Below are 20,882 nucleotides of genomic sequence, written 5' to 3'. Positions count from 1 at the left end.
CTGCAACTATCTTTGTACCCCTGAATCTTATGATCATGAAAATAAAACCATTTCTGCTTTTAACAGTACTGACCGGTATGCAGATCGCCGGACATGCCCAGGTGAAATTTGCCGGTGTTCCCGTTTACAAGATCACCTACGGATCCAGCTTTAACGGAAAGACCCCGAAAAAGCAAAACAAGACCTGGGTGTTCGCAGCGCCCGGCCAAACACTGGTCACCACCGAGCGGGATTTTACGGGGAAGGCCGCCTATCCTTTTGAGCTTTCGCTTATAGACCGCACCCGCAACCGGCAGGAGCTGTATGCCTTTTTGAATGAGCGGGAAAGCATTACGGCTTCAGATACGGCTTTCCGGACCCAGCAGTTTGAGCTGCAGGCGGCGACCAAAGATATATTGGGCTATCGCTGCAAAAAGGCAAAGATCATCGTAAACTCCAATACGATTGAACTGTGGTACACCGATCAGCTTCCGGTAAAAGGCGCACCAACGATACTGGGGCAAAACCTGGGCCTGGTGCTGGAGCAGGTCAGGAACGGCAACAATAGCATCCGGGCAGAGAAGATCGAAAAACAAAAGATCAGCCTGCCGGCCTTTCTGTTGCTAAAGCCGCAACAAACCGACCTGCTCAACTACCGGGACGCCATCTGGAACAGCCGCTTTACCACCATTCCCCTGTTTACCGGCCAGGTCATCAATTTTTCAGATGCCGGTAATCAAGCCGGAGATGTACTGCGGTTTGCCAATGGTACCATCGTGGTAAAAAAAATAAAAATGCCGGCCATCGACAGCAATTCGAGTGTGTTCCTGGACCTGAAAGAACAGTCCAACGGCGATGCCTATGACCGGACAGGGACCGTATTCCTGATCCCCACCGGTAAAAAACAATCCTTCCTTGATGGGTTAAAGAACGGGGTCAAAACCCTTCCCGCGTACACCAATGGCAACGGGAAAACGTACCAGGGTGTGGTGGCCACGCCGGATTATACGCCTCCGCTGGAGCTCATGCGCTTTTTCACGCCTTTTGGTATCAAACAGTTCAACCATATACAGCTTAAAGGAAAGCAATGGCAGGAGGCGGTTCCCTACCGCCAGGACATTACAGATTTTGCGGCAGCGCTCAGCAATAAGGAAGTGTATATTGGCGTGTTCATCGGGAACTATGATAAGGGCGGGCACAAAATAACCGCCAACCTCACCCTTCACAGGGGCGGTCCCGACAAACCGAAACAACAAATCATGCCGCTGTTCAATACGCTGAACATTATGGAAATGGCCGGGCAGGAATATGCCACCATGTTTGACAGCGAAAAAGGATTGGAAGTGCATTTCCGGATCGATGCGCCCTTAAAAAACGCGTCCCTGCTTTATACCACAACCGGCCATGGAGGATGGGGCAACGGCGACGAATTTGTGCCGAAACAAAATACGATCCTGCTCAACGGACGGGTCATCTTTGACCTGGTGCCCTGGCGGGCCGATTGTGGCTCCTACCGGTTGTTCAACCCGGCCTCCGGCAACTTCAGCAACGGGCTTTCCTCTTCTGATCTGAGCCGCTCCAACTGGTGCCCGGGAACCGTAACCAACCCCTTCAGGATCCATCTGGGCGATCTGGAAGCCGGCGATTATACCCTTCAGGTAAAGATCCCCCAGGGCAAGCCGGAGGGATCCAGCTTCAGCGCCTGGAATGTTTCCGGCATACTGGTTGCAGACTGATATCCGGAAATACCGAACATTCGTTCTTACAGGAACGAAAAAACCCTTTCTTTACGCAAGGTTTTCGCTGTAAAAGAGTCTTATAGAATTTAAACAGCTTATTTATTACTCAACTAAAAACCATTCGTTTGAACCGGATCCCAACTTGTTTACTCCTGCTGCTGACGGTATGGAGCGCCCTGGCCTGCAATGAAAAGAAAAAATCAGTACCGGCCGGTCAAAAAAGAACTGCGGCCAAAGTAGATGCATTTATTGTCAAAACCGAATCCTTTTCCGAAACGATCGAAACGCCCGGCACCATTGTAGCCAATGAAGTGACGGAGATCCATCCCGAAGTTTCCGGCAGGCTTACCCTGCTCAACATCCGCGAAGGGCAGTATGTACCGCGCGGAACCGTACTTGCGAAAGTTTATGATGGCGACCTGCAGGCACAACTGAAAAAACTGGAAGCCCAGCTCAATATTGCCAAGGCCAATGAAGACCGCGCCCGGCAGCTGGTTGGCATCCAGGGCATCAGCAAGCAGGATTATGATAACAGCCTGCTTACGCTTCAGAACATCCAGGCAGACATCGCCCTGGTGCGCACTGAAATTTCCCGTACCGTGATCCGCGCCCCCTTTAACGGGAAAATCGGCCTAAAGGCCATCAGCCCCGGCGCTTATGTGACACCGGCAACCGTTATTGCCACCATCAACCAGACCAGTACCCTCAAAATTGATTTTGTAGTACCCGAAAAATATACCACCCAGATAAAGCCCGGGCAGATCGTTGGCTTTACGGTGGAAGGGAACAATGCAACCTATTCCGCAAAAGTAATGGCAACCGAATCCAACGTATCCGTCACCAACCGGAGCTTAACCGTAAGAGCCGTGGTAACGGGAGCCACACAGGGATTGATCCCCGGTGCCTTTGCCAAAGTACGGATCGGGTTTGCCCAAAAGGATCATGCTATTTTTATTCCCACGCAATCCATTATGCCCACCGCCCGCGGTAAGCAGGTGATCCTGGTTGACAACGGCAAAGCGCTTTTTTCCGATGTGGAGACCGGCAGCCGCGACTCTGCCCGCGTAGAGATCACCGGGGGATTAAAACCGGGTGATACCGTTCTGGTAACCGGGGTAATGGCAACAAAACCCCATTCAAAAGTGAGCATAAATAAAATCGTTAACTGAAAAAGGTGATTGAACATCATCAACCCCTTTATTGATGAATATTTCAGAGCTAAGTTTGAGGAGACCGGTGCTGGCCATTGTCATGAACGTGGTGATCATCGTATTTGGGTTCATTGGTTTTAAGTTCCTGGGCGTGCGCGATTACCCGGCCATTGATCCGCCCAATATCAGCGTGCGCACCAGCTATCCCGGCGCCAATGCAGACATCATTGAAAGCCAGATCACCGAGCCTCTTGAGGACGCCATCAACGGTATTGCCGGCATCCGGAACATTACTTCCAGCAGCAGCAACGGCAGCAGTAACATCAATGTGGAGTTTGAAGTAGGCGCCAACCTCGAAACCGCGGCCAACGACGTGCGGGATAAGGTTTCCGCCGCCCAGCGCCAGCTTCCGCCCGACCTCGAAGAGCCTTCTGCCGTTACAAAGGCCGATGCCAGCGCGGAGCCGATCCTGGCAATGACGGTGCAAAGCAGCACCAAAAACCCGCTGGAACTTACCGAATATACCATCAATAGCCTCGTGGACCGGCTGCAGACCATCCCCGGTGTCAGCAGCATCGACACCTGGGGCGAAAAGCGCTTTGCAATGCGGCTCTGGCTGGACCCGAATAAAATGGCCGCCTTCAATATTACGGCCGCCGACATACGACTGGCCCTGCAGCGGGAAAACATAGAGCTGCCTTCCGGAAAACTGACCGGCGAAAATACCGAGCTCACCATCCGCACTTTCGGACGGCTCGACACCGAAGAAGAATTTGCAAACATCATCATCAAGAACGAAGGCGGTGCCGATATCCGCGTCAAGGATGTGGCCAATGTGGTGCTGGGACCCGAAAACGAAGAATCTGCTTTAAAGGAAAGCGCCGTCCCCATGATCGCCATGGCGGTGATCCCGCAACCCGGTGCCAACTATGTTTCCATTTCAAATGAATTTTATAAACGACTGGAAACGATTAAAAAAGAAGTACCAGCCGATATAAAACTGAATATAGCACTGGACCAGACCGAATACATCAAAAAATCGATCACAGAGGTTGAGGAAACACTCTTTATCGCCATCGGGCTGGTGGTGATCATCATTTACCTGTTCTTCCGCGACTGGATCCTGTCCATACGTCCGCTGATCGATATCCCCGTTTCCCTGATCGGCGCTTTCTTTATCATGTACATTATGGGGTACACCGTCAACGTACTTTCCCTGCTGGCCATTGTACTGGCAACCGGGCTGGTGGTCGATGACGGCATTGTTGTTACGGAGAACATCTTTAAAAAGCTGGAGCAGGGCATGAGCAAAAGAAAAGCGGCGCTGGAAGGGTCCAAAGAGATCTATTTTGCGGTCATTGCCACCTCCATTACCCTGGCGGTGGTGTTCCTCCCCATCATTTTCCTGCAGGGATTTGTGGGCAGCCTGTTCCGCGAGTTCGGGATCGTGGTAGCCGGAGCGGTGCTGATCTCGGCCTTCGTTTCCCTTACGCTGACCCCTGTACTGAACGTGTTTCTTACCAAGAAAAATGTTCATAAGCACTCCTGGTTCTACAACAAAACGGAGCCTTTTTTCCGGGGGATGGAGCAGTATTATGAGCGGTCGTTAAAAGCATTTATGAAGGTACGCTGGGTGTCCTGGATCATTGTGGTGGCGTGCTTTTTCGTTATTATACTGATCGGCCGGAACATACAGTCGGAACTGGCCCCTATGGAAGACAAAAGCCAGTTCCGGTTAAACCTTACGGCACCGGAGGGCACTTCCTTTTATGCCATGGACACATACGTAGACAAGGTATCGCAGTTCCTGATCGACTCCGTTCCCGAAAAGGAGATCGTGCTCTCCATCACCGGTTCCCGCAGAAGCGGCAGTGCCAATTCGGGTATGGTACGGGTGCGCCTGGTGCCCAAAAATGAACGCAGCCGGTCGCAAAAGGAAATCGTGGACTATGTAAACCGGCATGTATCCAAATACAGTGAGGCAAGAGCATTTGCGATACAGGACCAGACCATCCAGGTAAACCGCCGCGGAGGCCAGGACGTGCAATTCGTGATCCAGAACAACGACTTTGAAAAGCTCTCGGAAATGCTGCCCAAGTTCCTGGACGAATGCAACAAAAGCAATATCCTGCAACAGGTGGATGCAGACCTTAAATTCAACAAACCGGAGATACGGATTTATGTGGACCGGCTAAAGGCCGCGCAGCTGGGAATAACGGTCAGCGATGTATCGCAGGCCCTGCAGACCGCCTACAGTAACCAGCGACTGGGATATTTTACCCGGAGCGGCAAACAATACCAGGTAATGGCGCAGGTAGACCGCATCGACCGGGACGACCCGCAAGACCTGAAGAAAATATTTGTGCGCAACGAGCAGGGGCAGCTGATCAGCCTGGACAATATCACCAATGCGGTGGAGTCCACAACGCCGCCCACCATCTACCATTTTAACCGGTACAAATCCGCCACGATATCCGCCGGCCTTACCGAAGGGCATACCCTGGGCGACGGGGTAAAGGAAATGAACCGGATCGCCCAGAAAATGCTGGACGAGTCGTTCACCACTTCCCTGAGCGGCTCAGCACGCGACTTTGCGGAAAGCAGCAGCAATACAAGCTTTGCCTTTTTACTGGCGCTGGGCCTGATCTTTCTGATCCTGGCCGCGCAATTTGAAAGCTTTATCGATCCGCTGATCATCATGATCACCGTTCCCCTGGCCCTGGCGGGCGCATTGCTCTCGCTCTGGATCTTCGGGCACACGCTCAACATCTTCTCCGAGATCGGGATGATCATGCTCATCGGACTGGTAACCAAGAACGGGATCCTGATCGTGGAATTTGCCAACCAGAGCCGTAAAAAGAATATGGAGAAGACGGATGCGGTGATCTTTGCAGCAGGTCAGCGTTTGCGGCCTATCCTCATGACGAGTATGACCATGGCCCTGGGTGCGCTGCCCATTGCCCTGTCGCTGGGCGCCGCCGCCACAAGCCGTATTCCGCTCGGGATCGTAATCGTAGGCGGGATCATCTTTTCACTGATCCTGACGCTGTATGTGATCCCCGCCGTCTACAGCTACCTGTCGGCTAATAAAAAGAATAAAGAATTTGATGAAATACTCCGGTCAGAAGAAAGCAAACAGGCTCCGTCAAATGCATAACCCGTTGCTCAGACCCGGAAGTTGTGCGCAACCGCTCGCTTTGCGTAACGATCGCAGTGGCCATTCATTAATCAAAATGCCTGAACGCATGAACAACTATTTTTATACAGGAAAGATATGCTGCATCATTGTGGTGGCATTGATATTTTCCGGGCCGCTTCGTGCACAGCGGCTGCTTACATTGGAAGAAGCGATCGCAACTGCCCTGCTCAACAATTACGAGATTCAACTATCAAAGAACGACTCTACTATTGCGGCCATCGATTACAGTTACCGCAACATGGTATTCCTGCCCTCGGTAAACGGGAACGCCGGCCTTACCAATACCAATAACAGTCAAAAGCAAACACTGGCCGACGGCACCCAGCGAAAATCCAATAATATCCGGAGCAACAATGTGCAGGCCAACGTTTCCCTTGACTGGGTACTGTTCGACGGGTTGAAAATGTTTGCCACCCGCGATAAGGTAGCCGCGCTGCTGGAAGCCGGCGAATATACCATCCGGGAACAGGTCATGAACACCATTGCCGCCGTGATCACCAATTACTACGCCATTGCAAGGGGTAAGCAGCAGATGGAAGCAACCGAAGTACAGATAAAGCTGAATAACGAACGGGCAAAACTGGCGCAGAACAAACTCGACATCGGTACGGGCGCCAAGCCGGATGTGCTGCAAAGCAAGGTTGATCTCAACAGCCAGAAAGCCCTGCGGATGCAGCAGGAGGTTCAGGTAGCGCAACTGAAAGAACAGCTGGCTCAGGCCATGAACAGCCAGATCCGCGGTACGGCCTTTGACATCCCGGATACCATCCCTCTCAATTATGATCTTTCGCTGGGGGGCGTCCTGGAAGGCATTGAACAAAGCAGCCCCACGCTGCAACTGGCAAAAGCAAGGATCGATATTGCCCATTATACTGTAAAAGAGAGCCGGGCGGATCTTTATCCGACCATCTCCTTCAGCTCTATGTATAATTTTACCCGTACGGAAAACAAGAAGGTCATCAATCCCTTCTCTACCCTGTTCAATCAGAGTCACGGGTACAACTATGGGCTCACAGCCCGCATTCCCATCTTCAACCAGCTATCCGCCAGGAGAAATATCCGGCAAAGTCAGTGGGGCCTGAAAATGGAAGAACTCAACTACGACAATCAACGCTCCCTCCTCAATATGCAGGTGCTCAATTCCTATAAGAACTACGATCAGCAAAAGCGGGCGCTGAAGCTGGAAGAAGAAAATATTGAGCTGGCAAAAGAGAATGTGGACATCGTGTTCCAGACCTATAAGCTGGGCATGGCCACTTTAGTACAGCTGCGCGAAGCCCAGCTCAGCCTGGCTCAGGCCTACGACCGGCTGATCGAGGCCCGGTACAATACCAAGCTGTCGGAAACGGAACTGATGCGGCTGAAAGGCGCATTGTTGCGGAAGTAATGAGATTCGAGCGTTGAGCGATGAGATGTTTTTAGCTTTTAGCAGTCAGCTAAAAACCCCGAACGGAAAAATACGCATCAGGTCCCAAACGGGAATCCAACGTGGAACTTTAAACCTGGAACAGCGATCAGCCTTCAGCTTTCAGCAGTCAGCTAAGAATCCGGGCGGACAAATACGCATCGGACACCAAACATCAAACTCTAAATACGAATATCGCGGGAGTCGTGCCGGCCTGCGGACTATGGCCGGTAGAGTGCCGATGCCACGGGGTGCCATTTGCGATAAAAGCGCTGTACCGTTCTCAGCTCGCCGCCGGAAGCCGCCGTTTGTGTGATCACCCCCGGACGGGTAACCCAGTCGGATTCCCATTGCGAGATCATCCGGTAAAAGTCATTGGCGTTATTGCGGGGCCGCCGGAACCGGTGGTTAATATTGACCTCCCGGTACCGCTGATCCGGCTGCTTTTTTAATTCGCCCTGAAGCATTGCGATGAATTTTTCCCAGCGTGGTTTATAAAAAGTGCGGACCAACCCGTTCCATTGACGGGCGGAATAATCATACTGGATCGCGCTGGAATCATAAGGTCCCCAGATCGTGATGAGGCCCCGTGCATTTTTTTCATAAAGGTCTTTTTCGGCGGTGGTAGTACCGATGGCTCTTGCATCGGACAGCCATTTGCCCAGCAAAAACTCTTTACGGGTGCCGAGGAGCCCATCAAAATCATCCATGAGCTCCAGAAACTGGTGGCTGTAAAAAGCAAAGCTGTCTCGTTTGCTGTTGCGGTATGCATTTCCCATATTTGCCTGTATGGGTATCGCCAGATCGGCCAGGCATTGCCGCATCAGATCCACCAGGTCGTATTTATAGGTATCCGTGCGCCTTGTAACTTCACCAGCCGCCATCATGGATCTTACAGCGGTCCACAGGGTTTGAAAATGATAATTCTTCCGGCTGTTGAGCGCGCCATTGGGTGAAGCGCCATATACCGTCAGGGCCGGCCGGGCGCAAATGGCAGATTCGCGAAAGGTCTCCACCCCCGTTTTCCGGCCGTAAACGGTTTCCAGCAGCAGGTCCCAGGCGTTCTTCACCGCATCATCCAGGCGGCCGTAGCGGCCCCGGAGATAACCGTACAGCCATTCTTTGGTATCCGGCTGCCGGGCGTGCCAGGCCATTTCACTGGCGGCCTCATAAATAACGGGGTTATGCCCGATGGCTTCGGGGAACATCCCGATGCCTGATAAATTGCGGGTTTCACTTTTATTGTTCAGCAACCGGGGAAACCGCTCCATTACTTCATTTAAATTGCCTCCCATGGCGGTATTGCCTCCAAAATTATGGATGATACCCGCCAGCCAGGGACGCCCCCAAAAAGCCTGGCTCCCCTTCCATTTCTGGCTGTTCAAGTCCAGCATGATGATGCGGCCGGCCGGGATCGCCTCTACAATGGGTTTACGCATGCTCCAGGTTTGCATGGCTATGATGGCTTCCGGATCGGCGGCGGCAGTGGCTTCATAGATCTTTTTCCCAACGGCTGTTAAATAATCATCACCGCTCACCGGCGGTTTGCCTTCATGAAAGGGATCCGCCGCATAAATATGATCGGTCCCAAACAGCCGTGTCTGCTCTTCGATAAAGGCCTTTGCCATTTTGCTGAACAGCGGATCCACCGGGTTCAACTGCGCCGTGGGACCTCCTACAAAAAACCATACCGGCTTTTCCACAATGTCGGCCTGCGGCTGGTGCCGCTTCAATGCCCGGGGCACATAACCGGTAAAGCCCTGTAATATCGGCGTCATACCCAGGTCCCGCTCCCTTTGCAGGATCTTTTTGCCCAGTACAATGCTCCGGTTGATCCATTGCTGCGGCAGGGGTCCGTAAACCCCTTCAATATTGGTCATCCATTGCCAGGCCTGGTATGCCGGTCCTACCAGGAAGGCGCGTATTTCATCATCACTCATTCCAAACCGGCGCAGGGTACGTTGCCATACGGCTTCCTGTCCCGTAACGGCCAGCGGCATATTGATCCCGTGCATGGCCATCCAGTCGATCTCCCGCTCCCAGCGCTCCCAGTTCCACCAGCTCATCGAATAATTAAAGGTACAATAGTTCAGGTATGACCTTTTTGCATAGGGGGTCACCTGCCGCACTTTTTCCGGAACTACCGGCAGCTTTGCCGGCAAACGCATCTGATCGCCACACCAGCTGCGCTGCACATGGCAATAGTACTTCAAATACCAGTTAAGCGCGGACGCTACTGCAACAGGACTATTGCCCCGTAGCACGATCCGCCCTTTACCGGATTCAATTTCAAACACATCTTTCCCATTGTCTGCAGGTATGGCGGCCACCCTAAATTGTTGGGCATGAGCCGGCACCACCCGCCGGATCAGGCGTTCCGCAGCCTGCGTGTCAAAACCCCGGGCCGGAGCAACCGCAACGGCAACTATACTTAAAACAATTAACGTAAGAACTTTAAATCTGAATGACATATTCCTGTTTTTAAAATATCCGGTCATGGATTGAGTGATGATTTTAGTTTAGAAAAAGCTTCAAAATATCTTTTACCCAACAGGATATAAGACGCTCTGTCAAAATGTACATAGTGATCGTCTATTGAAGTGCAGCCGGTGGTTTCCACAAAGGCGGCATTCGTTATTTTTTGCGGCAGGCTCCGGAGCACCTGCCGTATTTTATTGATCCTTGCTACCCGGTCCGGTTTATTGTGCTCTTTGGAAGTACCATAAAACTCCGCCAGGTCACCTACTATAACAGGCAAACCCTCATTGCCCACTTCTTTTCTTATGTCCCTTACCAACTGAAGCAATTTATGCGCATAGCTATTCGCTTTTTCTTCATCTACCGTATCCGATTCACCCTGGTGCCAGAGCAAGCCTTCTATAATGCCGGATTCCCGGGCAAATGCCAGCTTTTTTAGAAAATCATCATACACCGGGGTGCCTTTCTTCAACTGGTCAATCCCGGCCCCGCCAAAAGCAAGGGGTATCAGTCCAACGGAAACGTTCCTGTGATGTGCCCGGTATGCTGTTGCAAAAGGCAGCCCCAACCCAAAGCGGTCCGATGGTAACCGGTTGTGCAACGGATGCGCCGCAGGCTCCCAGCTCAATCTGCCGGAGTAGATGGTAGGCAGCTTGAAAACATGCGGAACGGGTATGCTGTCGCCCGGTTGCAGGTAGGCATATCCCGACATATTCGACTGTCCCATCAATATAAAAATGTGAAAATCATTTTTATGTTTTGGAACGCCCTGTTGCGTGGATCTTTGCGATTCGCAGCTGAGCAGCAACATGACAGCTAAAAGAAACCCCGAATGCAATTGTTTCATCTGCTTATTTTTTTATTTTTTAACAGCATCAGGAAGCTGCGTTTTCTAAAGTCATTCTAAAACCGAATCTCCCACCCCTACAAGCAGACGGACGGGTGTTTCGGGATCTGTTGACAGATCATTCTTTTAGATACCGGAATCCCGATTGCGATCGCATGTGCGTCCGGTTCATTTCAAGAATTCAATGGTCAAAGCAAAGCTGCAGCGCGGCGTTGCGCTTATACCGATTGAATATCCGTAATAGGCCCATTCCATTCGCCTGAACGGCTATCACATCGGCATTATACGGGATGGTATCGGCCTGAATTATCATTCACTTTCGTATTATTCGCAACCAACACAAGATGCATGGAGGTGCAGCGCACCCGTAATGTAAACCTTTCCCAAAAAGATTCCCGCCACGCTGCGGCTAAGAGCAGGCTCCGGGAGTTCTTGTTACAATGATTGCGGCACGCCGCACCCCGTTTGCTATCAAAAGATCCGGTCTTTTTAGCACCAATAGAAGGCCTTTGATACAACCACAGCCCGTTTGTTGCCATCCGGAACGTTTAAACAACACCTACATTTTAATGTCATACAGGGCAATGTTCTTTAAAACAGGGGGAGCAACAGCTTCAGTCACCCGCCACCTTATTTTAGTTGTATGAACCGGCGTGAATTCCTGTATGCGTTTATGCCCGATGGAACTGCCTTCTGCAATCAGCTTCCAGCTATTGTTTATCCAGGCGTCTACTGCATACCGGCGTATGCGCTCACCCTGTGCTATATCTTCCTGCAGCACTATGCAGTTAAGGGTAACAGGCCTGGGAGCAATGGTCAGCAGTACTGTTGTTCCTTTTGCCTTGCCGGCAAATACCGGACGGGCAAACCTTTCTTTAACCGCATTGCCAAATTCGGTAAGTCTTTCCACATCTTCCGCCGGCACCTGGCCACTCGTATCTACCACAATGCCCAAAAGCATATTGGCATTGCGACCTACACTGGTATAGTAGTTTTTGAGCAGCTGCTGCAGGGACAGCATTTTTTGTCCCTCCGCCTTCCAGAACCATCCCCCCTGCCAACCTGTGCGTAAAGGAAAATCTGCTTCGCCGGGGCACCAGATCTTTCCGTTTGGATCCCCCTGCATATGATCCACTTTTATTGTTCCCGTAGCGGATGTGGTGGCGTCAGACGTGCTCCAGTTAGGATAGGGCGCCGCCCCCTCCTCGTTACCAATCCATCTTACCAGGTTCTTTGCCTTTACAGGCCCTTGAAATACGATGGCGTCCGGTTGCAGTTTCTTTAGCAATGCAGCAATTGGAGGTCCCCCCTTTTCTACTGGCAGTACACCTCCATCAAACCATATTTCAAATAATTTTCCATAATTACTCCATAACTCCGTAAGCTGCTTTATTACAATGGCATTATACTGTTCTTGTGTAAAGGGGGATCCTTTTTGTACCAGGCCGGGATTATCAACATAGCAATATCCATTTGCCGAGGCGCTTGCATAAATACCCGGTTTCACATGATACTTCCTGCAACTGGCCATAAAATCTTTTACAATGTCACCCTTCCCGTTTTTCCAGGGAGCGTTTTTTACACTATACGGATGAGCGCCGGTGGGCCACAGGCTGAACCCCGAACAATGCTTCGCAACCAACAGTACGTAAGTAGCGCCCGCGGCCTTTGCCGCACGTACCCATTGGTCTGTATCGAGCTTTAAAGGATTAAAAACCTTTGCAGACGGGTGCGTGCCCCAGTTGCGCCAGTTATAACCGGGCACGTAATTAACCAAATCGAAATGAATGATAGCCCCGATCTCGGCAGCAGACCATTGAAGTTGCTGCGCATTAGGCAACACTACTTTTTTTGTCTGCTGGGCAAATAACACAACGCTGCTGATCGCCATAGCTACCGGTAAAATCAGCCTTTTCATTGTTATCAATAATCGTTCAGTCAGATACATAAAAATGGGATTGGGCAATATAAAAGAAAAGTGCCACCTGTTTTAATACAATTGCAGGGTTTGCCGTCTCCGGTCCTGCACTACCGGCAACAGGTTTTTTCCGCTGCCCGTTTTTGATACCTTCACTTCCTGCTCGGCGGCAATATATGCATGAAACGTTCCCGATACATTCCTGAATGTAAGTTCGAGCTCCTTCCCGGCATAAGGCAATAAAGAATACCCGGCCATGCCCCACGGAACCGCTTTTTTGCTCTTCATCCCGGCAACGGCATAGCTGGCGAAATGATTGAGCCGGGAAACAGCGCTGCGCTGCGGTGCGGCATCCTGACCGTTCAAGGAGAGGTCCGGAAGATGCGGATAACCGATCACCTGTAATTCGCTGCCCGCTCTAATATCCCCGGGCACTTTCAGCTTTATCCTCACCATACTGTCGCCCCGGTGCTCCTGCACCTGAAAGCGGATCGCTGCCGGCTCCGTTCTGCTGTTTTTTACCGGCCGCCCTTTTTCAATTTCAAACTCCATTGTTGCATAGCCGGGCAGCACCACTTCAATGGTTTTTCCTGCGATGAATGCAACCGGGTAGTCCTCTTCATAGGGATAGGTGATACGCGCCCTGTATGATGCGCCGGCAGCTCCGTAAAAGCCGGTTCCGCTGTTAAAGGGAATGACCAGCCTTTGCGGCACCGGGGCCGTATTGCGGGCCGTTAATACGGCTTTATCCTGATACCAGCCGATGTAGCCGTAGGCGTTTCCTTCATCGGGCCTGCCTCCGACAAATACGGCATTGTTCAACTGTGGCTCATGCTGCCGGGCCCATTTTAAAATACCTGCCAGTGACGACCACAGCTCCGGGCGCATGGCATCCAGGGAAATATACCATTCTTTAAGCAATGTGCCCCGACCATAATGCATCAGTACGTAATCCGCCCAGTCGCGCAACGGCAGGTCTTTTTCCTTGACCGAGGTCTGCAGGATGCCATGTGTCATCAAACGGGATACGGGAACCAGCGGCCGGTCTGCCGGGTTGCCAAACATCCGCCAGATATAGGTATCCCGGTCCGTGGTAAATAACGCTTTCTCCGACAGCTCCGGTGTATTGCCGTTCTTTCCGTCATCGCCTGCAAGCATCCATAAATAGTCTGCATACTGCAGCCACCAGGGAGAAAACCAGACCCAGTTGGTAAGGTTCTGTATAATACCCGGCCGCGCCTTTCGGGTTGCTGTAAGTACCTGCAACGCCACATCCAGGTTGGCTTCATGACCATGACGGTCGGTAGGTGGATGATTATTGCCTTCGCCCGGATCACAGAGCTCGTTAAAATCATGCTTATAATAAATAAGGTCTGCCTTTTGTGCCAGCTCCGGCACTCTCTTCAGGATGGCAGCTTTGTACCGGTCTGCCGAGAGGCTGAAATACCGGCCATACTGTTTAAAATAAGCATTGCTTTTGGCAACGGCATAACCATTTTCCGCCCCCCATTTCATATCATTGGTGTACCCGTTCAACGACAGCCAAAGCCCCAGGTGCGTTCCTTCTTTTTTTAGTTTATTGCTGAGGGCAACCAGGTCATTGTCTCCGCCAGGGAAATAAGCAGGGGACGGTTCCCAGACGCTTTTCCGGTTCTGCCAGCCGTTGTCCGGGACCATGCCATCCAGTTTGATGCCATAAGGCTCCAGCTCTTTTTTATATTTCCGGTAAACGTTCAGAAAATGATCGCCGCTCAGGTCCTTTGCCGACCTATCGAACCAGTTATTATAGTTGAGAAAAGAAACCGGTTTTTTCCAGATGGTGGCCAGGTACTGCATAAACGCCTGCTTCACCGGTGTATTTTTTCCCGCATAGCCGGTTACGGAAACCTTGCTGTTGATTTCATAGCCGGTTGCCGATCTTACTGCGTAACCGGGGAAGTGCATCAGGCGTACCATGCCTTTTGCCGGATGCGGCTCCACATCCCTTCCTTCCAGGTCTATAAAACTGTAATTGCCCACCGAATCGTAGTAGCGGCCATAGCTCGCCGGCTGGTTGCCGTTGCCCCGGCGGCTGTACCCGGCCGGGTATTCCAGTCCGGTAAACCATTGATCTTTTATGAACACCGGCTCGCCGCGACCGCCGCCGGTCTGCTCATCCCCGTTTATAAACCGTTCCACCTCCAACCGGTCTACCGTTGCCGGTCTGTCAAATAGCAGCCGCAGTTTTTTTCGTGTGAACGGCTGCCCCTTCACCGCAAAATAGATAATGATCACCTGCTGCGGGCAGGCACTGTTCTTTAGAGCTGCGGCGCCGGGCCGGTAGGTAATTTCACAAAAGCTGGTATCGCCTGCCTGGTATTGCTTTGGATCCGCAACGGCTGTAAAACCGGATATGGTCAGTCCCTCGCTGTTGTTCATGGGCAGGATATGGAATTCATCGCTTTTGACTTCCAGCACCGTACGGCCATCGGGGCTCAAAAACCTTTTGGTGCGCCATACGGCACCATCGTACTGCAGCACGCGCTGCACTTTGTTATTTTTAATACGTAATTCCTGCGCATTGGACACAAGGGCCCCGAAAAGTATAATGACAGCAAAGACTATTTTTTTCATAACCAAAAAACTATTATGCACTACTTCAGGCTTCAGCCGATAGCAGCTTTTCGCCGCACGCTAATAAAATATGGGCCGACGGAAAAGTTACGAGCCAATAGTTAGCCGGGAAGGTATTGTTTTTTAATTGATCCTGACATGCCGCCGCGCCACTTTCCCGGCTAAAAACCTTTAGCCCGTTTATGCGATGAGTATGATACCGTCAAAGTTATTCCAACGTAGGGTTGAAGGTGCCATCGCCCCATCCCTGCGTTTGTTTTAAATTGGGGTTCTTCTGGATCTGCGCCAGGGGTATGGGTGCAAAATATTCATTATCTGTTATTGTAAATGTAACGTTATCCACCGTAGTCCTGTAAAGCGTATTGACCGTATAATTAAAGTCTTCCGACAGATAACCATATGCATTTTTCCGGTCATCATCCACCGGCAAATTGGAGGCTTTCAGCGTGGAAGCCACCCCCTGCTGCACGGTGCCGTTCAAATTTAAAAGTGTGCGCGAACGTTTCAGATCCCAGAACCGCTGGCCTTCAAAAATAAATTCTACGAAGCGTTCGTTGTAAATCAGCTTCCGCACTTCATCCCGGTTTGTAGTGATAATGCCATAGTTGTTGCCCGCGCCTGCTTCGATCCCTGCCCGCTGCCGGATCTGCTGCAGCAATGCGACCGCATCGGCAGTATGACCGGTTTCATTGGCCGCTTCTGCCAGGTTCAGCAATACTTCTGCATAGCGTATTTCAATCCAGTCAACGGAATTCTGCGCCACTTCCGCGGCCTTTAGCTCCGGTTGCAGTCCCTTGCGGGCATACAACCCGGTAAAGCTCCAGTTAGCAGTTGAAGGATTGGGGGAATAGGAATCGGTGGCGGTAGCCAGTATATCGTCGGCGTACTGCCTTCTTCCGGCAATACCGCCCGTTTCATAGATGGAGCCATTCCATACAATGGAAGCATCAAACCGGGGATCCCGGTTCTGCCAGAACGTTTGATCGCTGTAAGCATATTTAGGACTGCTGCCGGCAGGATACCCGTCCTTCATGGTGTAGGCTTTTACCATCGACCATACGGGGTTATCAGCACCTGTTGCGTTTGCTGTCTGGGAAAGCGGCCGGGCGCCCCGTTCATTCCTTCCGTCTGTTTTTGTAGGAGCGGTGAATTTAACGGTTAAAACGGCTTCTTTGTTTCCCTCGTTACCGGTGGACCAGATGCCTGCATAATCGGCGTTCAGCCCAAAGCCCATTGCATCCAGCTGTGTTTTTGCGGTAAGGTTGGCATTATAGGCATCCTGCCAGTAAGCATTATCATAGGGATGCGATGGGTTAAACAACGGGCTTGCCTTGTATAAGGCCACTCTTCCTTTTAACGCCAATGCAGCACCCAGCCCGATCCGGCCTTTATCGCCGTCTACAAAGGTTTGTCCCTGTAATAGCTGGATGCTTTTATCCAGGTCGGTATTGATGGCATTGAATACCTCTGCAGTACCGGCCCGGGGCACGCTTAAACTATCCGTTAAACTTTGTGGCTCCAGCAGCAGGGGTACACCTCCATAGACCCTTACCAAAAGAAAATAACTAAAGGCCCTCAGGAACAGCGCCTGGCCTACTATTTTGTCCTTTATTGTAACATCCAGGGTACCGGATTCTATTTCCTTTAAGAGAATATTGACCTGGCGGATATCGGTATAGCTGTCTTCAAATGAGCTTAACCAGGGATGGCTGGTCGTCTGAATCGTAGTGTTGTTAATAACGCCCCGTCTTTCATCTACCGGTAACCCGCCATATAATGCATTACTGGCTGCCGGCCATCCGTTGGGCATTATCCTGTTGTACAGGTTGGCCAGGTAAGCATTGGCCAGCCTGGGATCGGTCCATGTAAGTTTCGGTTCTACCGCGTTTAAATTTTTAACGTCCAGCACATTCCTGTTGCAGGAAAGGATCAGCACCATGAAGGCCGGAAGCAGTAAATATTTTTTATGTATATGAAGCTGCATAGCTATAGTAATTATGTAGATTTATAAGGATATATTCAAACCAAAAGCATAGGAGCGGAACAGGGGATAGGAATCGAGGCTCGATTGTTCCGGGTCATACTCTTTAAACTTACTGATCGTAAACAGGTTGGTAGCGTTAAAGCTCAGCTGTACACCGGTGAGCCCTGCTTTGCTGATCAGTTTCTCCGGCAGGGAATAAGCGAGTGTCGCATTTTTCAGCCGTCCATAAGCACCGTTCCGCATCCAGAAGGAAGAGGAACCGCCCATCAGATCCGGATCGCTGAAGGAGCCGCTGGCCATTGGGTATTTGCCATCGGGATTCAGATCCGGTGAGTACGCATCGGTCCAAAGATCGAAGTAGGGACGATCTGCCTGCTGAAACGCCCCGATGCCGTTAATGGTCCGCACAAACTTATCATATTTGCCCACTCCCTGGAAAAGCATATTTAACGAGAAATTTCTCCAGCGCAGATCAACCGGGATCCCAAAAGTGGTCCGCGGCACGGAGTTCGTAGACAATATGGTCACATCATTATTATCAACCTTACCGTCGGGTCCGGGCGCATAGCCTGCCCCGTTGATGTCCTTTAGTAACACAGAACCCAATATTACGGGTCTGCCAAATTGCTTATACCCTGCAGGCAGCGCATCAATTACCGACTGGTCTTTTACGATGCCTTCAGATATATAGCCCGTAACGATCCCGTCTGTAGGCCGCCCGATGCGTTTCTGAAAATCAGCAAGTGTAGACAGCTGCGGCCAGCTGATGTATTTTTCAATAGCATAGCTGATGTTAAAGCCCACATTATAGCTGAAGTCGCCCCTGGTGTTGCCGTAGCCCAGTACCAGCTCAAATCCGTTTGATCTTAATTCCCCGATATTGGTAGTAGGCAACCCTGTACCCAGCGTACCGGGGATCAGGTCTACGGTTGATGCCAGCACCTTGGATTTGTTGGTAACAAAATAATCAAAGCTCATACTGAGCGCGTCCTTCAAAAAGCCGACATCAATACCACCATTGATGGTCTTGTTGATCTGCCAGGTAATACCGGGATTGGGCAGTACGCTCTGCGGCGCTAAACCCGGCATATTACCACCGGCAAAAAGATACCCGTTGTTAACACTATAGTTATTCTGAAACTGGTAAGGAGCAATATTGGTGATGATACCATCTACCCCATCATAACCCGTAGTACCATAAGAGGCTCTTAGTTTTAAAGTGCTGATCGGCTTTACTGCAAAAAAACGTTCCTTGCTCACTACCCAGCCGGCAGATACTGAAGGAAAAAAGCCAAACTGCTTTCCCTGCGGAAAAATATAAGAACCGTCTTCCCTGAAAGAGAACTCGGCGATATACCGCGCATCGTAGTCATATTTAGCGCGGCCAAAATAAGATAAGCGGGACTGATTCAGCTCCGAGCCGCCAAAATTGCGGCGCGCCGCATCGGTGTTGGCTACCAGGATCTGGTCAATGCCGGAGGTCAGCAGGTCCTGCGCGGTACCGTTTACGGCTTTACGCATGAACTGGTATTGCTCAAATCCTGCAAAGGCGCTGATATTATGCATGCCAAAACTTCTGGTATAATCCAAAAAGCCATTGGTTTGGTAGCGCTCATCCATAAACATATATTCATCGATGCCCGTAAACGATTTGCCGTAATTATTTACCACTGTATTGGCCGCATCAAATTTCAATGGATTCAGTTTTAACAGATCGATGCCGGAAGCTCCTGCAGGCTGTACCCGGTAGCTTACATTGAATTCTCCCACAAAATCTTTCCTGAAGTAATTGTCCTGGCGATAATTTCCCAGCACTTTTAACGACAGGCCCTTGATCTGCGGTATCTTTAACTCGCCCGTTACCGTTGCATTGAATGTATTATAAAGGATATGGCGATAGTTTACCGAGTTTACCGTTTGGGCCGGGTTAAAGCCCCATCCGGGCTGAATGGTGGCGTAGCTATCCGGATCCTCTGCTGTGGTGGGCGTACCATCTGCCTTTGAATAAAAAGGATACAGGCGGGAGAGGTTAAAGGTGGGCCTGTAAAAATCTGCTACGGTAAAGCCCTCTCCGTTATCGCCATCATAAGGCCAGTAAAAACGGTCGGTATAACGCCGGTTATAGCTGAGATTGGTTCCTATTTTCAGGTTTTTGGATACCTGGGCATCTACCTTTGCCCGGAGGGTGTACTTATCAAAATTGGTATTATCATAGCTGCCTTTATTGCCGCTATAATTGGCGGAGAAAAAATAGCTTACATGGTCGCTGCCGCCGGAAGCATCAATACTGTGCTGCTGTGAAGAAGGGTTTCTCCATAAAATATCATTAATGCTCTGGGGGTGCATGGTTTTTGCATAATCCAGCGCCTCCTGGTTAAACGGCACTTTGAAATCAGGATTGGGACTGGCACTTAACCGGTTTTGGGTAGTGGCCACTCCATTCCGGAAGATCAGTTCCTGCTCCGGCGTCCAGTTCTGCAGGGGATACATGGTACGACTGGTGGAAAGCATTCCCTGATAATGAAAAGCCGTCTTCCCTTTTTTGCCCGATCTTGTTTTTACGACCACTACCCCTCCGGAAGCCCTTGCGCCATAGATGGCCGCAGCGGCCGCATCTTTTAATATGCTGATGGATTCAATCTCTCCCGGGTCCAGCACATCAAACTGGGCCTTGTCTGTAACAACATTATCCACCACATAGAGCGCTGCCGTTCTCGACCCCCGTACAGCAATAGAGGCGTTTGCCCCCACGAAGCCGGAATTCTGGATAATGACGGCACCCGGCAACCTGCCGGCCAGGCTGGTGGACAGCTGTGCAGAAGGAATGTTGCGGATGGCAGAAGCCTTGATGCTGGAGACCGCAGAGGTCTGTGTTTGCCGCGACTCCGTCCCATAGGCTACGACCACGACTTCATCCATCCTGGTTTCCTGAACTTCCAGCAATACATTGATATTGTTTCCCGTACCAACCGGAACCTCTTTTGCAATATAGCCCACCGCCGACAGGACCAGCACTGCATCTTCCGGCACATTCATACTGAACTGACCGTTTGCATCCGTAATGGTTCCTACCGGGCTTCCTTTTAGCTGGATGGACACTCCGGCCAATGCTTCGCCCTTGCTGTTGGTGACCGTTCCGGTAATCGGCCGGTCCTGTTTCCCGGCAGCTGATATGGCCATCAGCCCGTTGCCAAGGTCGGAATAGGTAAACCCGGAGTTACGCAGCAATGCATTCATTACATAACCCAGCGTTACATTTTCTACGTCAATGTTTACCGCGCCCTTTTTCCGGAGCTCCACGTTGTCGTGATAAATAAACCGGTAGGAGGTCTGCTTCTGGATCTGCGTAAGCACTTCCTTAAAACTGGCATCCTTCATCGACAAGGTGATCCGCTCCTGGGAGTACCCGTTTGCGGAAGCCTGTAAACAAACAACGGTTAGCAGGACCACAACAATTTTCATAATTAAAAACAATTTAACAGGAGGCCGCCAGCAGGCACTGCCTCTCCTAAGTGCTGATTTTTGCATAACTTGCATGATGGTTAAAGTGAGTAATAATGGTTTCTCCG

At 50.9% G+C, this 20,882-nt stretch carries 10 protein-coding genes; 4 read left to right on the top strand and 6 right to left on the bottom strand.

Translation table 11 applies throughout. The features are described from left to right. The first annotated feature begins 35 nt into the window (after nt 1-35). From B160_RS0115685 to B160_RS0115670, 4 genes are all read left to right on the top strand, one after another. A complete protein-coding gene (locus tag B160_RS0115685; protein ID WP_018628885.1) occupies nt 36-1,715 on the top strand; it encodes a PNGase F N-terminal domain-containing protein in 1,680 nt (559 codons plus the stop codon). Between the two features lie 128 nt (nt 1,716-1,843). Continuing rightward, the gene (locus tag B160_RS0115680) at nt 1,844-2,887 is read left to right on the top strand and encodes an efflux RND transporter periplasmic adaptor subunit (protein WP_018628884.1); all 1,044 of its coding nucleotides are present in this window, start codon (nt 1,844-1,846) and stop codon (nt 2,885-2,887) included. Between the two features lie 34 nt (nt 2,888-2,921). Continuing rightward, complete coding sequence (locus B160_RS0115675) at nt 2,922-6,026, top strand: efflux RND transporter permease subunit (RefSeq protein ID WP_018628883.1); 3,105 nt, start codon at nt 2,922-2,924, stop codon at nt 6,024-6,026. 88 nt (nt 6,027-6,114) lie between these two features. Beyond that, entirely contained in the window at nt 6,115-7,455 is a 1,341-nt protein-coding gene (locus tag B160_RS0115670) for a TolC family protein (protein ID WP_018628882.1), read from the top strand. Nucleotides 7,456-7,694: 239 nt separating this feature from the next. Here B160_RS0115670 and B160_RS0115665 read toward each other — a convergent pair whose 3' ends face one another. The 6 genes from B160_RS0115665 to B160_RS0115635 all read right to left on the bottom strand — a co-directional run bounded on the left by B160_RS0115665 (nt 7,695) and on the right by B160_RS0115635 (nt 20,775). Continuing rightward, nucleotides 7,695-9,944, bottom strand: a complete 2,250-nt coding sequence (locus B160_RS0115665; protein ID WP_026309809.1) for an alpha-N-acetylglucosaminidase — start codon at nt 9,942-9,944, stop codon at nt 7,695-7,697. A gap of 23 nt (nt 9,945-9,967) precedes the next feature. Continuing rightward, a complete protein-coding gene (locus B160_RS0115660) occupies nt 9,968-10,798 on the bottom strand; it encodes a sialate O-acetylesterase (protein ID WP_018628880.1) in 831 nt (276 codons plus the stop codon). Between the two features lie 559 nt (nt 10,799-11,357). Further along, on the bottom strand, nt 11,358-12,716 hold the full coding sequence (locus B160_RS0115650) for an alpha-L-fucosidase (RefSeq protein WP_018628878.1): 1,359 nt from the start codon (nt 12,714-12,716) through the stop codon (nt 11,358-11,360). A 72-nt stretch (nt 12,717-12,788) separates the two neighbouring features. Then, nucleotides 12,789-15,329, bottom strand: a complete 2,541-nt coding sequence (locus tag B160_RS0115645) for a hypothetical protein (RefSeq protein ID WP_018628877.1) — start codon at nt 15,327-15,329, stop codon at nt 12,789-12,791. Between the two features lie 208 nt (nt 15,330-15,537). After that, complete coding sequence (locus tag B160_RS0115640; protein WP_018628876.1) at nt 15,538-17,313, bottom strand: RagB/SusD family nutrient uptake outer membrane protein; 1,776 nt, start codon at nt 17,311-17,313, stop codon at nt 15,538-15,540. Nucleotides 17,314-17,334: 21 nt separating this feature from the next. Continuing rightward, nucleotides 17,335-20,775 carry a SusC/RagA family TonB-linked outer membrane protein gene (locus B160_RS0115635; protein WP_018628875.1) on the bottom strand — a complete coding sequence of 1,147 codons (3,441 nt, stop codon included), beginning with the start codon at nt 20,773-20,775 and terminating at the stop codon, nt 17,335-17,337. Nucleotides 20,776-20,882: the final 107 nt, after the last annotated feature.

The organism is Niabella aurantiaca DSM 17617 (assembly GCF_000374125.1).
GTDB classification, from domain to species: domain Bacteria; phylum Bacteroidota; class Bacteroidia; order Chitinophagales; family Chitinophagaceae; genus Niabella; species Niabella aurantiaca.
Note: the sequence above shows the minus strand (reverse complement) of the source record. Positions and strands in the feature narration are given on the sequence as shown.